This window comes from Streptomyces sp. NPDC060035, assembly GCF_042736635.1.
Taxonomy (GTDB): domain Bacteria; phylum Actinomycetota; class Actinomycetes; order Streptomycetales; family Streptomycetaceae; genus Streptomyces.
On sequence record NZ_JBHWVO010000015.1, the window covers coordinates 60,080 to 77,607 of the forward strand.

At 69.7% G+C, this 17,528-nt stretch carries 15 protein-coding genes; 6 read left to right on the forward strand and 9 right to left on the reverse strand.

Annotation, left to right across the window (positions count from 1 at the left end; translation table 11 throughout):
- The first annotated feature begins 60 nt into the window (after nucleotides 1-60).
- Nucleotides 61-1,737, forward strand: coding sequence for an AMP-binding protein (locus tag ACFWBQ_RS23260; protein ID WP_385492244.1), 1,677 nt, complete (start codon nucleotides 61-63; stop codon nucleotides 1,735-1,737).
- Complete coding sequence (locus ACFWBQ_RS23265; protein WP_385492247.1) at nucleotides 1,734-3,341, forward strand: AMP-binding protein; 1,608 nt, start codon at nucleotides 1,734-1,736, stop codon at nucleotides 3,339-3,341. The genes ACFWBQ_RS23260 and ACFWBQ_RS23265 overlap by 4 nt, the downstream gene beginning before the upstream one ends.
- A 26-nt stretch (nucleotides 3,342-3,367) precedes the next feature.
- On the opposite strand, the gene ACFWBQ_RS23270 is transcribed toward ACFWBQ_RS23265, so the two are convergent.
- From ACFWBQ_RS23270 to ACFWBQ_RS23280, 3 genes are all read right to left on the reverse strand, one after another.
- Entirely contained in the window at nucleotides 3,368-3,589 is a 222-nt protein-coding gene (locus tag ACFWBQ_RS23270; protein ID WP_385492249.1) for a hypothetical protein, read from the reverse strand.
- Nucleotides 3,590-3,660: 71 nt separating this feature from the next.
- The gene (locus ACFWBQ_RS23275; protein ID WP_385492252.1) at nucleotides 3,661-4,188 is read right to left on the reverse strand and encodes a GNAT family N-acetyltransferase; all 528 of its coding nucleotides are present in this window, start codon (nucleotides 4,186-4,188) and stop codon (nucleotides 3,661-3,663) included.
- 20 nt (nucleotides 4,189-4,208) lie between these two features.
- Nucleotides 4,209-4,931 (reverse strand): hypothetical protein, encoded by a 723-nt coding sequence (locus ACFWBQ_RS23280; protein ID WP_385492565.1) that lies wholly within the window; start codon nucleotides 4,929-4,931, stop codon nucleotides 4,209-4,211.
- A 240-nt stretch (nucleotides 4,932-5,171) separates the two neighbouring features.
- On the opposite strand from ACFWBQ_RS23280, the gene gcl reads away from it, so the two are divergent.
- The 4 genes from gcl to ACFWBQ_RS23300 all read left to right on the forward strand — a co-directional run bounded on the left by gcl (nucleotide 5,172) and on the right by ACFWBQ_RS23300 (nucleotide 9,759).
- Nucleotides 5,172-6,956 carry a glyoxylate carboligase gene (gene gcl / locus ACFWBQ_RS23285; protein WP_385492255.1) on the forward strand — a complete coding sequence of 595 codons (1,785 nt, stop codon included), beginning with the start codon at nucleotides 5,172-5,174 and terminating at the stop codon, nucleotides 6,954-6,956.
- Nucleotides 6,957-7,203: 247 nt separating this feature from the next.
- Nucleotides 7,204-7,902: a VanZ family protein gene (locus ACFWBQ_RS23290; protein ID WP_385492258.1), complete on the forward strand. Its 699-nt coding sequence runs from the start codon at nucleotides 7,204-7,206 to the stop codon at nucleotides 7,900-7,902.
- A 68-nt stretch (nucleotides 7,903-7,970) separates the two neighbouring features.
- On the forward strand, nucleotides 7,971-8,687 hold the full coding sequence (locus ACFWBQ_RS23295; protein ID WP_385492261.1) for a response regulator transcription factor: 717 nt from the start codon (nucleotides 7,971-7,973) through the stop codon (nucleotides 8,685-8,687).
- Nucleotides 8,680-9,759 carry a sensor histidine kinase gene (locus tag ACFWBQ_RS23300; RefSeq protein ID WP_385492264.1) on the forward strand — a complete coding sequence of 360 codons (1,080 nt, stop codon included), beginning with the start codon at nucleotides 8,680-8,682 and terminating at the stop codon, nucleotides 9,757-9,759. The genes ACFWBQ_RS23295 and ACFWBQ_RS23300 overlap by 8 nt, the downstream gene beginning before the upstream one ends.
- Nucleotides 9,760-9,820: 61 nt before the next feature.
- Here the strand turns inward: ACFWBQ_RS23300 and ACFWBQ_RS23305 are convergent, their stop codons facing one another.
- The 6 genes from ACFWBQ_RS23305 to ACFWBQ_RS23330 form a co-directional block, all read right to left on the reverse strand.
- Nucleotides 9,821-10,573 carry a hypothetical protein gene (locus ACFWBQ_RS23305; protein ID WP_385492267.1) on the reverse strand — a complete coding sequence of 251 codons (753 nt, stop codon included), beginning with the start codon at nucleotides 10,571-10,573 and terminating at the stop codon, nucleotides 9,821-9,823.
- 302 nt (nucleotides 10,574-10,875) lie between these two features.
- The gene (locus tag ACFWBQ_RS23310; protein WP_385492270.1) at nucleotides 10,876-12,333 is read right to left on the reverse strand and encodes a catalase; all 1,458 of its coding nucleotides are present in this window, start codon (nucleotides 12,331-12,333) and stop codon (nucleotides 10,876-10,878) included.
- Nucleotides 12,334-12,518: 185 nt separating this feature from the next.
- Nucleotides 12,519-13,412 carry a 2-hydroxy-3-oxopropionate reductase gene (locus ACFWBQ_RS23315; RefSeq protein WP_385492273.1) on the reverse strand — a complete coding sequence of 298 codons (894 nt, stop codon included), beginning with the start codon at nucleotides 13,410-13,412 and terminating at the stop codon, nucleotides 12,519-12,521.
- A 45-nt stretch (nucleotides 13,413-13,457) separates the two neighbouring features.
- Complete coding sequence (locus tag ACFWBQ_RS23320) at nucleotides 13,458-14,291, reverse strand: TIM barrel protein (RefSeq protein WP_385492276.1); 834 nt, start codon at nucleotides 14,289-14,291, stop codon at nucleotides 13,458-13,460.
- Between the two features lie 156 nt (nucleotides 14,292-14,447).
- A complete protein-coding gene (locus ACFWBQ_RS23325; RefSeq protein WP_385492279.1) occupies nucleotides 14,448-15,878 on the reverse strand; it encodes a cellulose binding domain-containing protein in 1,431 nt (476 codons plus the stop codon).
- Nucleotides 15,879-15,915: 37 nt separating this feature from the next.
- Entirely contained in the window at nucleotides 15,916-17,478 is a 1,563-nt protein-coding gene (locus ACFWBQ_RS23330; protein ID WP_385492281.1) for a beta-N-acetylhexosaminidase, read from the reverse strand.
- Nucleotides 17,479-17,528: the final 50 nt, after the last annotated feature.

Below are 17,528 nucleotides of genomic sequence, written 5' to 3' on the forward strand. Positions count from 1 at the left end.
GTGAGATCCGGGTCACTGTTTACATGATGTTAAGGGACGCGTCCGCAATGAGGAGGGCACATGCCGGCAGCCAGCGCCACAGAGACGTTCCGGGCCGCTCGGGACTTTCTGCTGGAACACCGCGAGGACTATGCGAAGGCCTACGCCGGCTTCGACTGGCCCAGGCCGGCCTGCTTCAACTGGGCGCTGGACTGGTTCGACGTCATCGCCGAGAACAACGACCGCACCGCTCTGCACATCGTGGAGGAGGACGGCGGGCGCACCGAGGTGTCCTTCGCCCGGATGGCCGCCCGCTCCAACCGGGCCGCGAACTGGCTGCGTGCCCAGGGGGTACGGGAGGGTGACCGGATCCTGGTGATGCTCGGCAACCAGACCGAGCTGTGGGAGACCGCCCTCGCCGCGATGAAGCTGCGTGCCGTCGTCATCCCCGCCACCCCGCTGCTCGGCCCCGTCGATCTGCGCGACCGGGTCGAGCGCGGCAAGGTCCGTCACGTGCTCGTTCGGGCGGCGGACGCGCAGAAGTTCGACGAGGTGCCCGGCGACTACACCCGGATCACCGTCGGCGGGGACGTGGCGGGCTGGCTCTCCTACAGCGGGGCCGACGAGGCGCCCGACACCTTCACGGCCGACCGCGAGACCGACGCCGACGAACCGCTGATGCTGTACTTCACCTCCGGTACGACAGCGCGCCCCAAGCTGGTCGAGCACACCCATGTCTCCTACCCGGTCGGCCACTTGTCGACGATGTACTGGATCGGCCTCAAGCCCGGCGATGTGCACCTCAACATCTCCTCACCCGGCTGGGCCAAGCACGCCTGGTCGAACCTCTTCGCACCGTGGAGCGCCGAGGCCACCGTCTTCATCTTCAACTACACACGCTTCGACCCGGTCCGGCTGATGGCGGAGATGGACCGCTCCGCGGTGACCAGCTTCTGCGCGCCGCCGACCGTCTGGCGGATGCTCATCCAGGCCGACCTCGCGCAGCTGAAGACGCCGCCGCGGGAGGTCGTCGCGGCCGGCGAGCCGCTCAACCCCGAGGTCATCGAGACGGTCAGGCGCGCGTGGGGCGTCACCATCCGGGACGGCTTCGGCCAGACGGAGACCGCGGTCCAGGTGGCCAACACACCGGGCCAGCTGCTGAAGACCGGCTCGATGGGGCGCCCCAGCCCCGGCTTCAAGGTCGAGCTGCTCGACCCGGTCTCGGGGGAGGCGGGTGCGTCGGAGGGTGAGATCGCCCTCGATCTGTCGACAGCCCCGGTCGGCCTGATGACCGGCTACCACGGCGACCCCGAGCGTACGGCCGAGGCCATGGCGGGCGGCTACTACCGCACCGGAGACATCGGCGCCCGGGACGCGGACGGGTACATCACGTATGTGGGCCGCGCCGACGACGTGTTCAAGGCCTCCGACTACAAGATCTCGCCGTTCGAGCTGGAGAGCGCCCTGCTGGAGCACGAAGCGGTGGCCGAGGCCGCGGTCGTGCCCGCGCCCGACCCCGTGCGCCTCGCCGTGCCGAAGGCGTACGTCGTGCTCGCGGAGGGCTGGGAGCCCGGCCCCGAAACGGCGAAGGTGCTGTTCGAGCACTCCCGGGCGGTCCTCGCCCCGTACAAGCGCATCCGCCGGCTGGAGTTCGCCGAGCTGCCCAAGACCGTCTCCGGCAAGATCCGCCGGATCGAGCTGCGGGAGCGCACGGCCCAGGGCAAGGGCACCGAGTTCGACGAGGGGGACCTGCGATGAGCGAGCTGTCCTACGCGCACGGCACCGGCAGCACCGCACTGCTCGGCGACACCATCGGGCGCAACCTCGACCGGGCGATCGAAGCGTTCCCGGAGCGCGAGGCCCTGGTCGATGTGGTGTCCGGGCGTCGCTGGACGTACGCGGAATTCGGCGCCGCCGTCCGGGAGCTGGCCCGCGGACTGATGGCATCCGGGGTTGCCAAGGGCGACCGTGTCGGCATCTGGGCGGTCAACTGCCCGGAGTGGGTTCTCGTCCAGTACGCGACGGCCCGTATCGGTGCCGTCATGGTCAACATCAACCCGGCCTACCGCGCACACGAGCTGGAGTACGTGCTCAACCAGGCCGGGATCTCCCTGCTGATCGCCTCGCTCGCCCACCGCACCAGTGACTACCGCGCACTTGTCGGCCAGGTCCGCGCCAACTGCCCGGCCCTGTGCGCCGTCCACTACATCGGCGACCCGACCTGGGACGCACTGACGGTGGCGTCGGCAGCCGTCACCGCCGAGCAACTCGCGCTTCGTGAAGCCGAGCTGTCCTGCGACGACCCGATCAACATCCAGTACACCTCGGGTACCACCGGGTTCCCCAAGGGGGCCACGCTCTCCCACCACAACATCCTGAACAACGGCTATTCCGTGGGGGAGATGGTCGCCTACACCGAAGAGGACCGGGTGTGTCTTCCGGTGCCCTTTTATCACTGTTTCGGCATGGTCATGGGAAATCTGGGCATCACCTCGCACGGCGCCTGCATCGTGATCCCCGCCCCGTCCTTCGAGCCCGCCGCCGTGCTCTCGACCGTCCAGCAGGAGCGCTGTACCTCGCTCTACGGCGTCCCCACCATGTTCATCGCGGAGCTGGACCTCCCCGACTTCGCCGCCTACGACCTCTCCTCGCTCCGCACCGGGATCATGGCCGGATCGCCGTGCCCGGTCGAGGTGATGAAGCGGGTCGTCGCCGAGATGCACATGGACGAGGTGTCCATCTGTTACGGGATGACGGAGACCTCGCCGGTCTCCACGCAGACGCGCCGGGACGACGATCTGGATCGCCGTACCGGCACGGTCGGCCGGGTGCTGCCGCATGTGGAGGTGAAGGTGATCGACCCGGTGACAGGCGTGACCCTGCCGCGCGGCGGGCCCGGTGAGCTGTGCACCCGCGGGTACAGCGTGATGCTCGGCTACTGGGACCAGCCGGAGCGGACCGCGGAAGTGATCGACGCGGGGCGCTGGATGCATACCGGGGATCTCGCGGTGATGAGGGAGGACGGATACGTCCAGATCGTCGGCCGGATCAAGGACATGATCATCCGTGGCGGCGAGAACGTGTACCCGCGGGAGATCGAGGAGTTCCTCTACAGCCATCCGAAGATTGCCGATGTCCAGGTGGTCGGGGTGCCGGACGCCACGTACGGCGAGGAGATCCTGGCCTGCGTCATCCCCCGCGACCCGGCCGATCCGCCGACGCTGGACGAGGTGACGACGTACTGCCGTGAGCAGCTGGCGCACTACAAGATCCCGCGGCGGCTGCAGATTCTGGAGAGCTTCCCCATGACGGTCAGCGGGAAGGTCCGGAAGATCGAACTGCGGGAGAGCTACGGCGCGTAGCGCACGGCGCCGGGTGGGGCCCTGGGTCAGGCGGCTTCGATGATGTCGGAGTTCATCCCCTGGGTCGCGGCCGCCCACTCGATCAGCAGTACCTCGTACGTCGCCGACTCCACGGACGACCAGTCCTGGCCCGCGCGGGCGTCCACGAGCGCGCGAATGGCCTCGTTCGCCTCGACGGCGGACGGGTGGGTGGGCTGGGTCGCGAAAACAGGGGTGGAGTGCGGTGAAAGCCGAGGAGTTAAGACCATGCCTTCACTCTACGTCCCCATACTGACAACAGTCCGAACATATGAGGCCCCCGGGGCACACGTGACCGAAATCATCTCGATGCAACGGTTGGGAGATCACGGCGCATACACACGCGCGGCCAGCGGTCCAGGCCGTGTTCGGCTTCCTGCGACCTGATCCCGCGGAGCCCGTCATCGAGCTCGTCCTCCGCCAGTGTCCGAAAACCGAGGCGCGTGTAGTAGGGCGCGTTCCATGGAACGTCGGCGAAGGTCGTCAGCGTGAGTGCGGCCAGTCCCTGGGCCTCGGCCCACGCGGTGAGATGGTCGATGAGGGCGCGGCCGACACCCCGGCGGGCGGCTGCCGGGGCGACGGAGATCTGCTCGATATGGGCCGCGCCGTCGACGCGGTCGGCGATCAGATAGCCGACCGGGAGGTCCGTGGCCTCGTCCGCGGCCACCCAGCAGCGCTCGCCGCGACGGTAGTTCTCCAGCAGGGCGAGCGGTGGAGGCTCGTCGTCGGCCACGGCCGGCATGCCGATCGTGCGGAACGGCTCGCCCGCGGCACGCTCGATGTCCTGGAGCAGCGGGAGTTCTGGGCGCCGGGCGGGACGGATGCGCATGGGGCCAGTATGACGGGCGGTCAGGGCCCGGTGCTGATCAGTTCGTCCGCAGGGCTGTTCACCGGCCGCGGTGCCCCCGTGAGGTCCATGACGAAGAGTGGGATGGCGAGGCCGTCGGCGCGCGAGCGGGCGTCCTCCGCATAGCCGGCCAGGGAGAAGAACACGCCGGACGCCGAGGCGTTGAGTGCGTTGAGCCAGAGGCACTCGACGTCGCGCAGGGCGGTCGGCCGTGTGGTGGAGTCGACCTGTGCGATGAGCCCCGTTGCCCGGAGGTCTATCCGGGACCCGGGGCGTACCTCGGGCTGGACGACCCCGCTGAAGCCCAGCCACTTCAGATAGAGCGCGGCGGCGCTCACCGCGTCGCGAGCGGTACGGATCACCATCGGCCGGAACGACGGGCGCGGGTGCGCGGCCGTGCGGGGCAGCGGGATGTGGGCGGGGCCGGCCTGCCGGGCCGCGGCTGACGGTGCCGTGCCGGGCGAGGCCACCGGGCGGACGGGTATCCGCAGCACGGCGCCGCAGGGGCAGCACAGCTCGGGGTGCGGCCACTGGTCGCGCCGCCCGCAGGTGGTGCAGCGCACGCTCACCCAGTCGTCGTTCCAGGTGCGGTGGGTGATGGGCTCGACCGGTGCACCGCGCATCAGTGGCGGGGTGGTCGGGGAGCCGCACGGGCACGGATAGGCGGGCGTCATGTACGCGTGGTCCCGGTCGCAGACCGGGCAGTGCACCGGTAGGGACTCCACCATCTGCCCCCTCCTGCCGCCGTTGCCGCGGCGACTGCGCTCCGTACCCCCATCGTCTACCAGGAGCGAGGTCCTGGGCAGGCGCTTGGCGCAGTTCGTCCCGGCGTCTTCCCTTGACGGCCGTTCGGCCCCGGCTTAGATTGATTCCGAATAGCAGAATAAAACTTCCGCAATACGGAATTGGCGCTCTCAGGTGGCGCGACAGAGCCCGACTCCACCAGGTCCGAGCAGGAGCACTCAATGCCTCGTATGACCGCTGCCCGAGCGGCAGTTGAGATCCTCAAGCGCGAAGGCGTCAGTAACGCGTTCGGTGTGCCGGGTGCGGCGATCAACCCGTTCTACGCGGCCCTCAAGGCATCCGGCGGGGTGCACCACACCCTCGCCCGCCATGTCGAGGGCGCTTCCCACATGGCCGAGGGCTACACCCGGGCCGCTGCCGGGAACATCGGTGTCTGCATCGGTACGTCGGGTCCGGCCGGCACCGACATGATCACCGGTCTCTACTCCGCCATCGCCGACTCCGTTCCGATCCTCTGCATCACCGGCCAGGCCCCCACTGCGGTGCTCCACAAGGAGGACTTCCAGGCCGTCGACATCGCGTCGATCGCGGCTCCGGTGACCAAGGCGGCGACCACCGTCCTGGAGGCCGCCCAGGTCCCGGGCGTCTTCCAGCACGCCTTCCATCTGATGCGCACAGGCCGCCCCGGCCCGGTGCTCATCGACCTGCCGATCGATGTGCAGCTCACCGAGATCGAGTTCGACCCCGAGCTGTACGAGCCGCTGGCGGTCCACAAGCCCGCGGCGACCCGCAAGCAGATCGAGCGGGCCGTCGAGATGCTCAACGCCTCCGAACGTCCGCTGCTCGTCGCGGGCGGCGGGATCATCAACGCGGACGCCTCCGAACTCCTGGTGGAGTTCGCCGAGCTGACCGGCGTTCCGGTCGTGCCGACCCTGATGGGCTGGGGCATCCTCGCCGACGACCACGAGCTCAACGCGGGCATGGTCGGCCTGCAGACCTCGCACCGCTACGGCAACGCGAACTTCCTGGAGTCCGACTTCGTCCTCGGCATCGGCAACCGGTGGGCCAACCGCCACACCGGCAAGCTGGACGTCTACACACGGGGCCGGACGTTCGTCCACGTCGACATCGAGCCCACCCAGCTGGGCAAGATCTTCGCCCCGGACCTCGGCATCGCCTCCGATGCCAGGGCCGCGCTGAAGCTCTTCGTCGAGGTGGCGCGCGAACTGAAGGCCGCAGGCAAGTTGAAGGACAGGTCGGCATGGGCGGCCTCCACGCAGGAGCGGCGGGCCACGCTGCAGCGCCGCACACACTTCGACAACGTGCCGCTGAAGCCGCAGCGGGTGTACGAGGAGATGAACAGGGCCTTCGGGCCCGAGACCCGGTACGTGACGACGATCGGCCTCTCCCAGATCGCGGGCGCGCAGATGCTGCACGTCTACCGGCCGCGCCACTGGATCAACTGCGGCCAGGCCGGTCCGCTGGGCTGGACGATCCCGGCCGCGCTGGGCGTCGCCACGGCGGACCCGGGCGGATCGGTGGTTGCGCTCTCCGGTGACTACGACTTCCAGTTCATGCTGGAGGAGCTCGCCGTCGGTGCGCAGCACCGCATCCCGTACGTCCATGTGCTGGTGAACAACTCCTACCTGGGGCTCATCCGCCAGGCCCAGCGCAACTTCGACATCGACTTCCAGGTCAACCTGGAGTTCGAGAACATCAACTCGCCGGAGCTGGGCGTCTACGGCGTCGACCACGTCAAGGTCGTCGAGGGTCTCGGCTGCAAGGCGATCCGGGTCACCGAGCCGGACCAGTTGCTGCCCGCCTTCGAGGAGGCGAAGAAGCTGGCGGCGGAGTTCCGGGTGCCGGTGGTGGTCGAGGCGATCCTGGAGCGCGTCACGAACATCTCGATGAGCGGGACGGACATCGCGTCGGTCAACGAGTTCGAGGACGTGGCGACGGAGCCGGGCCATGCGCCGACGGCGATCCGTGCGCTGACGGTTTCCTGACCCCCCGGCCACCCGTCCGGAGCTTCGGCCCCGGGATTCCCGGCACCGTCGGCGAATCCCGGGGCCGGTGTCGTGCCTCCGGCCGTCCCGTGACGGCGACTTCACTGGATGGCCGGCGCGATCACCGGCGGCGGGACCGTCTCCGTTCCGGCTTGCGCCAGTTCCTTGATGCCGGGCATTTCGTGTATCGCGGGCGTATCGAAAATCGCATACGCCACCGCAACAGCCCTTCGTCTCCCATAGGGGCATGGACCACACCGCATCCCTGTCGGCACCGCCCCGCCACACGCGCAGGATCGTGCTCACCGGCCTGGCGATCCTCGGCATGGCGAGCGCCCTGTTCGTCGTGCGGGGGCCGCTCCTGATGTCCGCTCCGAGGTGCATGGCCGGGCGGTGGCACGGCTGCTTCGACACGTTCAACGGTGTGGTGCTCATGACCCTGGTCGCGCTGCCGCCGGCCGCGCTGGTCGCGTGGGCACTGGCGCGCCGTCGGCGTGCTGCCGGCGTCACATCGGCGTGGCGGATGTCGCTGGCCGAGGTGGGCATGGTCCACGGGACGGTGCCGTTCCTGTGGATGACCATGATGCCGGGCGCGGGGGCCGGCACCGTTCCCGCCCGGGTGAGCCTGGTGCCGCTGCGGGACCTGGTCACGATGGGGCCGCTCGGGATCGTCGGCAACCTGTTGATCTTCGCGGCACTGGGGTTCTTCGCCCCGATGCGGTTCGCGGCGTCGGCGTCCGTGCCGCGGATCCTGGCGCTCGGGGCGGGCTGCTCGGTCCTGGTCGAAACCGCACAGTACGTCCTGCGGCTGGACCGGGTGTCCTCCGTGGACGACGTACTGGTCAACGCCGCCGGCGCCGTGCTGGCCGCGCTGGCGTCGCGCCGCTGGTGGCGCAGTACGGCGGAAGCGACGTCGGACCGGCCTCGCTCCGTGCCGGCAGGCTGAGTCGCGTGTCCGGTGTGCACACGCCTTGGCATACGTCGGCGATGTGTTGTGCTGCTTAAGCTTCGGACATGCGCGTACTGATCGTGGAGGATGAGCCCTACCTGGCCGAAGCCGTCCGTGACGGTCTGCGACTGGAGGCGATCGCCGCCGACATCGCCGGTGACGGCGACTCCGCCCTGGAGCTGCTCAGCGTCAACTCCTACGACCTCGCGGTCCTCGACCGCGACATCCCCGGCCCCTCAGGCGACGAGGTCGCCCGGCGTATCGTCGCCTCCGGCAGCGGCACCCCGATCCTCATGCTCACCGCTGCCGACCGGATCGACGACAAGGCTTCCGGGTTCGGGCTCGGCGCGGACGACTACCTCACCAAACCGTTCGATCTGCGGGAGCTCGTCCTGCGGCTGCGGGCACTCGACCGCCGGCGCGCGCACTCCCGCCCTCCGGTCAGCGAGATCGCGGGCCTCCGGCTGGACCCCTTCCGCCGCGAGGTCTTCCGCGACGGACGCTACGTCGCGCTCACCCGCAAGCAGTTCGCCGTGCTGGAAGTCCTCGTCGCCGCCGAGGGCGGAGTCGTCAGCTCCGAAGATCTGTTGGAACGGGCCTGGGACGAGAACGCCGACCCCCTCACCAACGCCGTGCGCATCACCGTCTCCGCACTGCGCAAACGGCTCGGCGAACCATGGATCATCACCACGGTGCCCGGCGTCGGCTACCGGATCGACACCGGTAGGGGCACCATCGCCCCCGGCAGGGGCACCACCGACCCCGGCAGTACGCATGCATAGACGCCCAGGGCTCAGCGCCCGACTGAAACTCACCCTCAGCTATGCCGGATTCCTCGCCGTCGCCGGCGCTCTCCTGCTGGCCGTGGTGTGGGTGTTCCTGCTGCGTTACGTACCCGACAACTCCAAGGGACTTCTCGGGATCTCGCCCAACCGCTACCTCCTTGTGCACACCTTCGCCCCCGCCGCGGCCGTGGCGATGGTCTTCCTGCTCGTGTTCGGTCTGCTGGGGGGATGGATCCTCGCCGGCCGGATGCTCGCACCACTCACACAGATCACCGATGCGGCACGGATCGCCGGGAACGGGTCGCTGTCCCACCGGATCCGCATGAAGGGCCGCCACGACGAATTCCGTGAACTCTCCGACGCGTTCGACTCGATGCTCGAACAACTCGAGTGCCACGTAGCCGAGCAGCAGAGGTTCGCCGCGAACGCCTCCCATGAACTGCGCACCCCGCTGGCGATCTCGCGGACGCTCCTCGACGTCGCCCGCAAGGACCCCACGCGGGACCGGGGCGAACTCATCGAACGCCTGCACGCTGTCAATACGCGGGCGATCGATCTCACCGAGGCCCTCCTGCTGCTCAGCCGCGGCGACCGCGGAACCTTCACCCGGGAGAGCGTCGACCTCTCCCTCATCGCCGAAGAAGCCGCCGAAACCCTGCTTCCCCTCGCCGAACAGCGCCGGATCACGCTCGACGGCACCGGCGGGGCGGCCCGGACCAGCGGCTCCCCGGAGCTCCTGCTGCGGATGGTGACGAACCTCGTCCAGAACGCCATCGTCCACAACCTCCCCACCGGCGGCACCGTGACGGTCCACACCGAGGCGCATGGCGACACGAGCGTGCTGCGGGTCGAGAACACGGGCCGTCGGCTCCCACCGGAACTGGTACCGACCCTCACCGAAGCGTTCCAGCGCGGAACGGAACGCGTACGCACCGACGAGCACGCCGGTGTCGGTCTCGGCCTGGCCATCGTGCACAGCATCGTCCGCGCCCACGGCGGGACCCTCGACCTCGTCCCCCGCCCCGCCGGCGGTCTCCTCGTCACGGTCCGGTTTTCCGGCACGCCGTAGGTATCGTCCCTGAGCGGGGCTCTCTGGAGCCAAGCCCAGATCAGTCCTGAAGCGCGCGGTCTCACTTCAGTACCTGGTAATAATCAGAGGCCGACATTTCCAGTTCGAAAACCATTCCGTGCTGCTGACGCAGGTCTGCGACCGTTCTCGATGTCGGCTCGCGCAAGCACCGTGTGACTGGCGGATCGTCCTCCGTGCACGGACCCGACTCATTGACCAGCGTCTTCGGGCTGCTGCGCAGGGTGTCCCAGGACAGGGTCTGCGGAGGGGCGAAGAGATGGGCCGGTTCCGGGGTGTCCGGGCCCGTCGGGTTGGGGCCGTGTTCCCGGTAGTAGTCGACGAGGCGTCCGCGGTAGTCGTCGTGACCGAACGGGATCGGGCCCGAGGGAGACGCGGAGACGTCGTGGTCGCCGGCGGTGAGTACGGCGTCCAGGGTGTCACCGATCTGCTGCGGGTCGGCGCCGTAGTAAGCGGTGATGTGCAGGTCGCAGCGGATCCTGTACCGGTCGTCGCCGGTCTGGAAGAACCACTCCTTCGCCGCTCCGCCGATGCACCTGTCGTTCACCCTGACCAGGCCGAGGACAAGGGGGGTGTCCTTGTCGTATGCGCGCACGGTGGTCCGGAGATAGTCCTCGGCCGCCTTCCGAGCCTCCTGCGCCGGCGGGCCGGCCGCACGTTCGCGTACCTCTTCGGGGCTCGTGGCGCGGTGATCGGAGGAGCAGGCCGGGACGGCGAGGAAGAGGAGGAGGCCGAGGAGGCATCTGACGGTGCCGCGCCCGCCGGATGTGGTGCGCGGCGCCCACGTCTTAGTCATGTGGCCATTGTTGGCGCACAGTTGGCGGCATCCATCCGTACCCGTACTCAGATGATGCGTCCGGAGGCAGCAAAAAAGGGGCGCGATGCACGGAGTCGGCCGTGCACCGCGCCCCGGCAACAGGGGCCGCGGCGGCGGTGACCGGGCCGGGCGCCCCGGCTCCTTCAGGTCAGAAGCCGGGCCTTCCGGGCCCTTCACCACCGCACTGGCGTCGTCCGCCGCCGCGGCCTCGTCCTGCCCGCGCCGCACGTGACCCCTCATCCGGGCGGTGCGGCACGGGCAGGGCCCTTGGGGAGGGAGGCTCAGTCCTCGCGCAGGGCGCGGACTGCCTCCTCCACGCGCGTGCCGTATTCGGCATCTGCGGCATGGAAGTGGGCGAGGTTCTTCTCGATCACATCGTCACGGGTGACCTGTGAGAGACCGCCGGAGATGTTGGCGATCAGGCGGTCCTTCTCGTCCGCCGCCATCAGCCGGTAGAGCTCACCCGCCTGGAAGAAGTCGTCGTCCTTCGTGTGGGCGGGTGCCTCGTGCGTTCCCGTCCAGCCGTGGACGGCCAGCGGGGCGGCCAGGGCCGCGCCGGTCTCCGCGGGACCGGCGTACGAGTTGGGCTCGTAGTTCTTGTCCTGGCGCGAGCCGTAGCGCGTCGCATGCAGTCCGTCGCGGCCGTAGTTGTCGGCGACGGCCGCCTTCGGTGCGTTGACCGGGAGCTGGGTGTGGTTGACGCCCAGCCGGTAGCGGTGCGCATCGGCGTAGGCGAAGAGCCGTCCCTGGAGCATCTTGTCCGGGGAGGGGCCGATGCCCGGCACGAAGTTGTTCGGGGAGAACGCCGCCTGCTCGACCTCGGCGAACACGTTGTCCGGATTGCGGTCGAGCACCAGGCGGCCCACCCGCTGCAGCGGATAGTCGCTGTGCGGCCACACTTTGGTGACGTCGAACGGGTTGAAGCGGTAGTCCGCGGCCTCCGCGGCCGGCATGACCTGCACGTGCAGCGTCCACGACGGGTTGACCCCGCGCTCGATGGCCTGGAGCAGATCCGTCTGGTGCGAGGCGGCGTCCTTGCCGGCGAGCTCGGCGGCCTGGTCGGCGGAGAGGGAGCGTACGCCCTGGTTCGTCTTGAAGTGGTACTTCACGAAGAAGGCCTCGCCCGCCGCGTTGGTCCACTGGTAGGTGTGGGAGCCGAAGCCGTTCATGTGGCGGTAGGAAGCGGGGATGCCGCGGTCACCCATCAGCCAGGTGATCTGATGCGTCGCCTCGGGAGAATGCGCCCAGAAGTCCCAGACGTTGTCCGGCTCCTGACGGCCCGTGAAGGGGTCGCGCTTCTGCGAGTGGATGAAGTCGGGGAACTTGATCGGGTCCTTGATGAAGAACACCGGGGTGTTGTTGCCGACGAGGTCGTAATTTCCCTCGCTCGTATAGAACTTGAGGGCGAAGCCCCTCGGGTCCCGTACGGCGTCGGCGCCGCCCAGCGAGTCGGCGACCGTCGAGAACCGGATGAACGTCTCGGTGCGGCGGCCCACTTCGGAGAGGAAGTCGGCGCGGGTGAATCCCGTGACGTCGTCCGTCACCTCGAAGTAGCCGTACGCGCCCGAACCGCGGGCGTGGACGACGCGCTCCGGGATGCGCTCGCGGTTGAAGCGGGCGAGCTTCTCCAGCAGGTGCTGGTCCTGGAGGAGGACCGGCCCACCGGCGCCGGCCGTGGCGGAGTTCTGGTTGTCGGCGACCGGGGCGCCTGACTCGGTCGTGAGCACACGCTTCGACATGGAGACCTTCCGTACTGGGGCTGCTGACGGCCCCAGGAGCGTAGATTCGCCGGGAACGGAACGTCAACAGTTTGTTGAAATTGGAGGAGATGATTCCGGGCCGCGGCGGCGCCTGGGCGCGACAGGACAGGTGTCAGCGCCACCGCGACCCGGAGTTCAGGGGGCCCTGATCAGGGCCGGGGGTGTCAGACCTCGGAGCCGGAGAGGCGTTCGACGGAGCGCAGCAGTGCCGAGTGGTCCAGGCCGCCGTCGCCCTGTGCGCGCAGTGAAGCGACCAGCTGGGCCACGACCGCGCCGACGGGCAGCGCGGCACCGACGTTCCGGGCGGCGTCCGTGACGATGCCCATGTCCTTGTGGTGCAGGTCGATCCGGAAGCCCGGAGCGAAGTCCCGCTTGAGGAAGTTGTCCTTCTTGCGGGTCAGGACCGTCGAGCCTGCCAGCCCGCCGTTCAGGACGTCGAGGGCTGCGGCCAGGTCGACGCCGGACTTCTCCAGGAAGACCACGGCCTCGGCGCACGCCTGGATGTTGACTGCGACGATCAGCTGGTTGGCGGCCTTCACCGTCTGGCCGGAGCCGTGCGGTCCGCACAGCACGATCGTCCTGCCCAGAGCGTTCAGGAGCGGCTGCGCGGCGTCGAAGTCGCCCTGCTCGCCGCCGACCATGATGGACAGCACGGCCTCGATCGCGCCGGCCTCACCACCGGAGACCGGGGCGTCCAGTACGCGGATGCCCTTGTCCTTCGCGTTCCTCGCCAGGTCCACGGAGGTCTGCGGCGTGATCGAGGACATGTCGATCAGCAGTGCGCCCGGCCGCGCGTTCTCCAGGATGCCGTCGGGACCGTACGCGATGGCCTCGACCTGCGGGGACGCGGGCACCATCGTGATGACGACGTCGGCGTCGCGTACGGCGTCGGCGATCGAGGCGGCACCCGTGCCGCCCGCCGCGACCAGCCGGTCGACCTTGTCCTGCTCCAGGGTGTAGCCGGTGACCTCGTACCCGGTCTTGATGAGGTTCTCCGACATGGGCGAGCCCATGATGCCGAGCCCGATCCACGCGACCTTGGGGAGGTTGCTGCTCATGAGGGTGCCTTCCGATAAACGTGTGTAGGGGAGGGCCGGCGCGCGCTAGGACCGGTGGCCGGCGGGGAGCCAGCCGAAGGATTCCGCGCTCGGCCGGTCGCCCGGCTTGTACTCCAGGCCGACCCGGCCCGCGTAGCCGGCCTGCGCCAGCTCGTCGAGGAGCTGCTCCAGCGGGAGCGAGCCGGTGCCGGGAGCGCCGCGCCCCGGGTTGTCGGCGATCTGGACGTGGCCGGTCTTCGCGGCGTACGCCTTGATCACCTGGCCGAGGTCCTCGCCGTTCATCGACAGGTGGTAGAGGTCCAGCAGGAATGCGGCGTTCCCCAGCCCCGTCGCCTCGTTGACCCGGTCGACGACCTCGATCGCCGCCGGTGCGCTCACCAGCGGGTAGCGGGGCGACTCCGGCTCGTTGAGGGTCTCGATCAGGAGGGTGGCCCCGATCCCGTCGGCCGCGCGGGCGGCGGCGGTCAGGTTCTCCAGGGCGAGCGCGTCCTGCACGGCCGGGTCCACTCCGTCGACGCGGTTGCCGTACAGCGCATTGAGCGCCCGGCAGCCGACCGAGGCGGCGAATTCGGTCGCCACCGCGATGTTGGCGCGGAAGCGGTCCGACTCCGCGCCGGGCACGGAGAGCGCGCCGCGGTCGGGGCCTGGCAGCTGCCCCGCGTAGAAGTTCAGCCCCACCAACTGGGTGCCCGCGTCGTCGAGCGCCCCCTTCAGGGCGTCGAGTTCGGCCTGCACGGGGGTGGGGGTCTCCGTCCAGGGCCACCAGAGCTCGACCGCGGTGAAGCCCGCAGCGGCGGCTGCCGCGGGGCGCTCCAGGAGCGGGAGTTCGGTGAAGAGGATCGAGAGGTTCACATCGAAGCGCTGGTCCGAGTAACCCATCATGCGCTCCTTCCGTATTGCGGAAGTTAGTTTCTGCTTAACGGAAGATTGCCTGGAAGGTGGCAGAGCTGTCAAGGGGGCTCCTGGCTTCCGGACATGCCGAAGCGGGGTGGAGGCCGCCCGCCCTCCACCCCGCCGCCGGTCACACCCGCCGGGTCAGCCGGCCGGCACCGTGTCCTGGAATGCCGTGCCCGCCGTGCGGTACTTGCCCACCAGTGCGGACACCTGGGCCGGGGAGAGGACCTGGTCCTTCACATGCAGGACGTAGTCCACCTGCTGGTCGTAGGAGCGGGGCGTGGTGCTGCTCTGGCCCGCCAGATCGATCAGCCACTGGTTGAAGTTGATCGACATCGGCCGCTCTGGCAGATACGCCGCCCCGTGCGTGCCGAAGTGCTGACCGTCGATGTAGTACGTGATGGCGCTGCCGTCGATGGTCAGCACCAGGTCGTGCCAGCCGGCATAGCTCTGCCGTGCCTCGCTGTGCTGGTTGACGGCCTCCCACGGATCGGGGCGGTAGGTCTCCCACGACGTGGTGTAGAGGATGTTGGCCGGCTCGCCCCAGCCGCCGTTGGGCAGGTACTCGAAGTCGTACTCCGCGTAGTCGTCCGCCATCGGCGCCCTGAGATCGTTGATGGTGAAGAACGTCTGGACGAGGTGGTCGCCGTCGGGCCCGGACCGGGGGGCATCGCTGAACTTCACCCGGGCCGCATAGGTGCCGTTGCGGAACTTCATGGCCTGCGTGAGGATCTCCGTCTGCTCCGTCGATGCACCGGTACCCGCCGTGGACGTCTCCAGGTTCATCACCGAATTGCCGCTCTGGCTGCTGAAGGTGACGTTCTCGGGCGCCCAGACGGCACCCGGTACACCCGGACCGCCGGAGTTCGAGCGGACGCTCCAGCCGTGCGCCGCGATCCTCGGGTCCGTGTGGCCGCTGTAGTCGAAGTCGTCGAACAGCGTGGGCCCGTCGGCCGGCGGATCGGTGGGAGGATCGGTCGGGTCCGTCGGGCCGTTGCCCCCGGGAGCCTCGCCCCAGGCCGTGACCCCGCCCAGCTGGGCGGTGATCCTGGACCAGTCGCCGTACGCGGTCCGCTCGGCGCCGAAGGAATAGTCGTCGCTCTGCCGCAGCGACTGCCAGTCCGCCCGGTGGAAGCGCAGCTGCATGTCCCCGGTGTCCGCGCCGGGGGCCAGCGAGCCCGCGCCCGAGGTGAAGGTGATCTCCAGGTAGCGGTCGGCGTCGGCAGTCGGATCGGCGAGCGTCCCGAACGTCCCGGTGATGTTCCCGCAGCCCTTCACCGCCCAGGAGCAGGCGAACCGGTAGGCCGTGGACGCCGAATCGGCCTTGAAGTAGTACCGCACCTTGACGTTGCTGAGCGGCACGCTCGTACTGCCCGTGTTGCGCACCTTCAGCCAGGGTTCGCTCTGGTCGGCCGTCGCCCCGGACGCACTCGTGCGGTACTGGACGACGAGCCCGTCGGCGGCAGCGGCGCCGGCGGTCGCGGGCAGGGCGGTGAGGGCGGTACAGCCCAGCGCCACGGTGACGGCCGCAGCCGCCGCCGTACGGATCCGGCTCCTGTCGGTCTTCCTCATGGGGATGTTCCTCTCCGGAACGGTGGTGGGGGATGAACTACCGAGGGGTTGGCGCTGTACCTGCGGAGGCGGTCATGAGGGACCGCGGGGTCAGGGGGCGGTAGGGGACACCGAGGGCGTCCAGACGCGCGGTGTGGTGGCGCAGCCGCTCGACGAACCCCGTCCAGTCGCTGCTGCTGCCGGACCAGGCGCGGTCGGCCAGGGCGCACAGGCGGGGGTAGGTGAGGTACTCGATCCGGTCCGGAGTCCTCACGTACTCGGTCCACAACTGCGCCTGGGTGCCCAGGATGTGCGCGGCCTCGTCGGCCTCCCACTCCTGCGGCGCCGGCTCGTTGCCGTACACCGTGTGCAGATCGACGGGGGCACCCGGCTGCGCGGGCGGCTCGCCCGGATCCGTGGACTGGGCGTAGTCGAGGTACGTGGCACGGTGGTGCGCGCTGACCACCCGGTGGCCGCGGCGGGCGGCGGCACGGGCGTGGGCCGGGTCGCGCCAGGTCATCACCGTGAAGTCGAGGGGGAGTTCGGTGCCGGTCTCCGCCCAGCCCGTGGGCCTGCGCTCCCGCTCCACGAGGAACGACCCGATCCTGCCCATGAACCAGCCGTGCAGCGCCCCGGGACCGTTGAGACCCTCGGCCGCCGCCCGGTCGCGGGCCGCGGGACTGTTCTCCCATTCCGTGGTCGGGCACTCCTCGCCGCCGATGTGGATGTACGGGGACGGGAAGACGTCCATGACCTCCTCCAGCACGGTCCGGCAGAAGTCGAAGACCTGTTCGTGGACGCCGAGCACGGTGTCGCAGACGCCCCACCTGGTCCAGACATCGAGATTCCGGCCCGGGTGATTGCCCAGCTCGGGGTAGGCGGCGAGGGCCGCGCGCACATGACCGGGCATCTCGATCTCGGGTACGACCCTCACCCCGCGGGCCGCGGCATGGCTGACCAGGTCCCGCAGCTCCTGCTTGGTGTACGCCCCCGAGTGCGGGACACCGTCGGCCAGGGACTGGGCCCGGTGGCCCCCGACCGAGGTCAGCCGCGGAAAGGCGTCCACGGGCATGCGCCAGCCCTGGTCGTCGGTGAGGTGCAGATGGAGGGTGTTGAGCTTGTGGAAGGCCAGGAGGTCGACGTACCGGCGCAGATAGGAGACGGGCTGGAAGTGCCGGGCCACATCGAGCATCGCGCCGCGCCAGGGGTACCGCGGCACGTCGCTGATCTCGACGCACGGCAGCTCCCAGGACGCGGCCCGTGCACCGCCCGAAAGGGCCTCGGGAGGCAGGAGCTGACGGATGGTCTGCACGCCGCGGAGCAGGCCGGTCGGCCGGGCGGACCGCAGCAGCAGTGCCTGCGGTCCGACGGTGAGGCCGTACCCCTCGTCGCCGAGCCCGCCGAGCTGCGGGTCGAGCGCCAGGACGATCCGGCCGTCGGCCGCGGGGGCCAGCGGCAGGCCGGTGGCCGGGCCCAGCAGCGTACGCAGCAGCTCGGCCGCCGCCTCGGCGCCCGGCAGGGCCCGGACGCAGGTGTCACGGTCGAGGACGAAGCGGCCGGGACGGGGCGAGACCTTACGGGGCCGGGGTACGAGGGAGAGCTCGGGACGTGATGCGGGCACGGGGGCCTCCGGATTCGGATCTCGGGCGGTTCGCGGGGTCGGCGACGAGG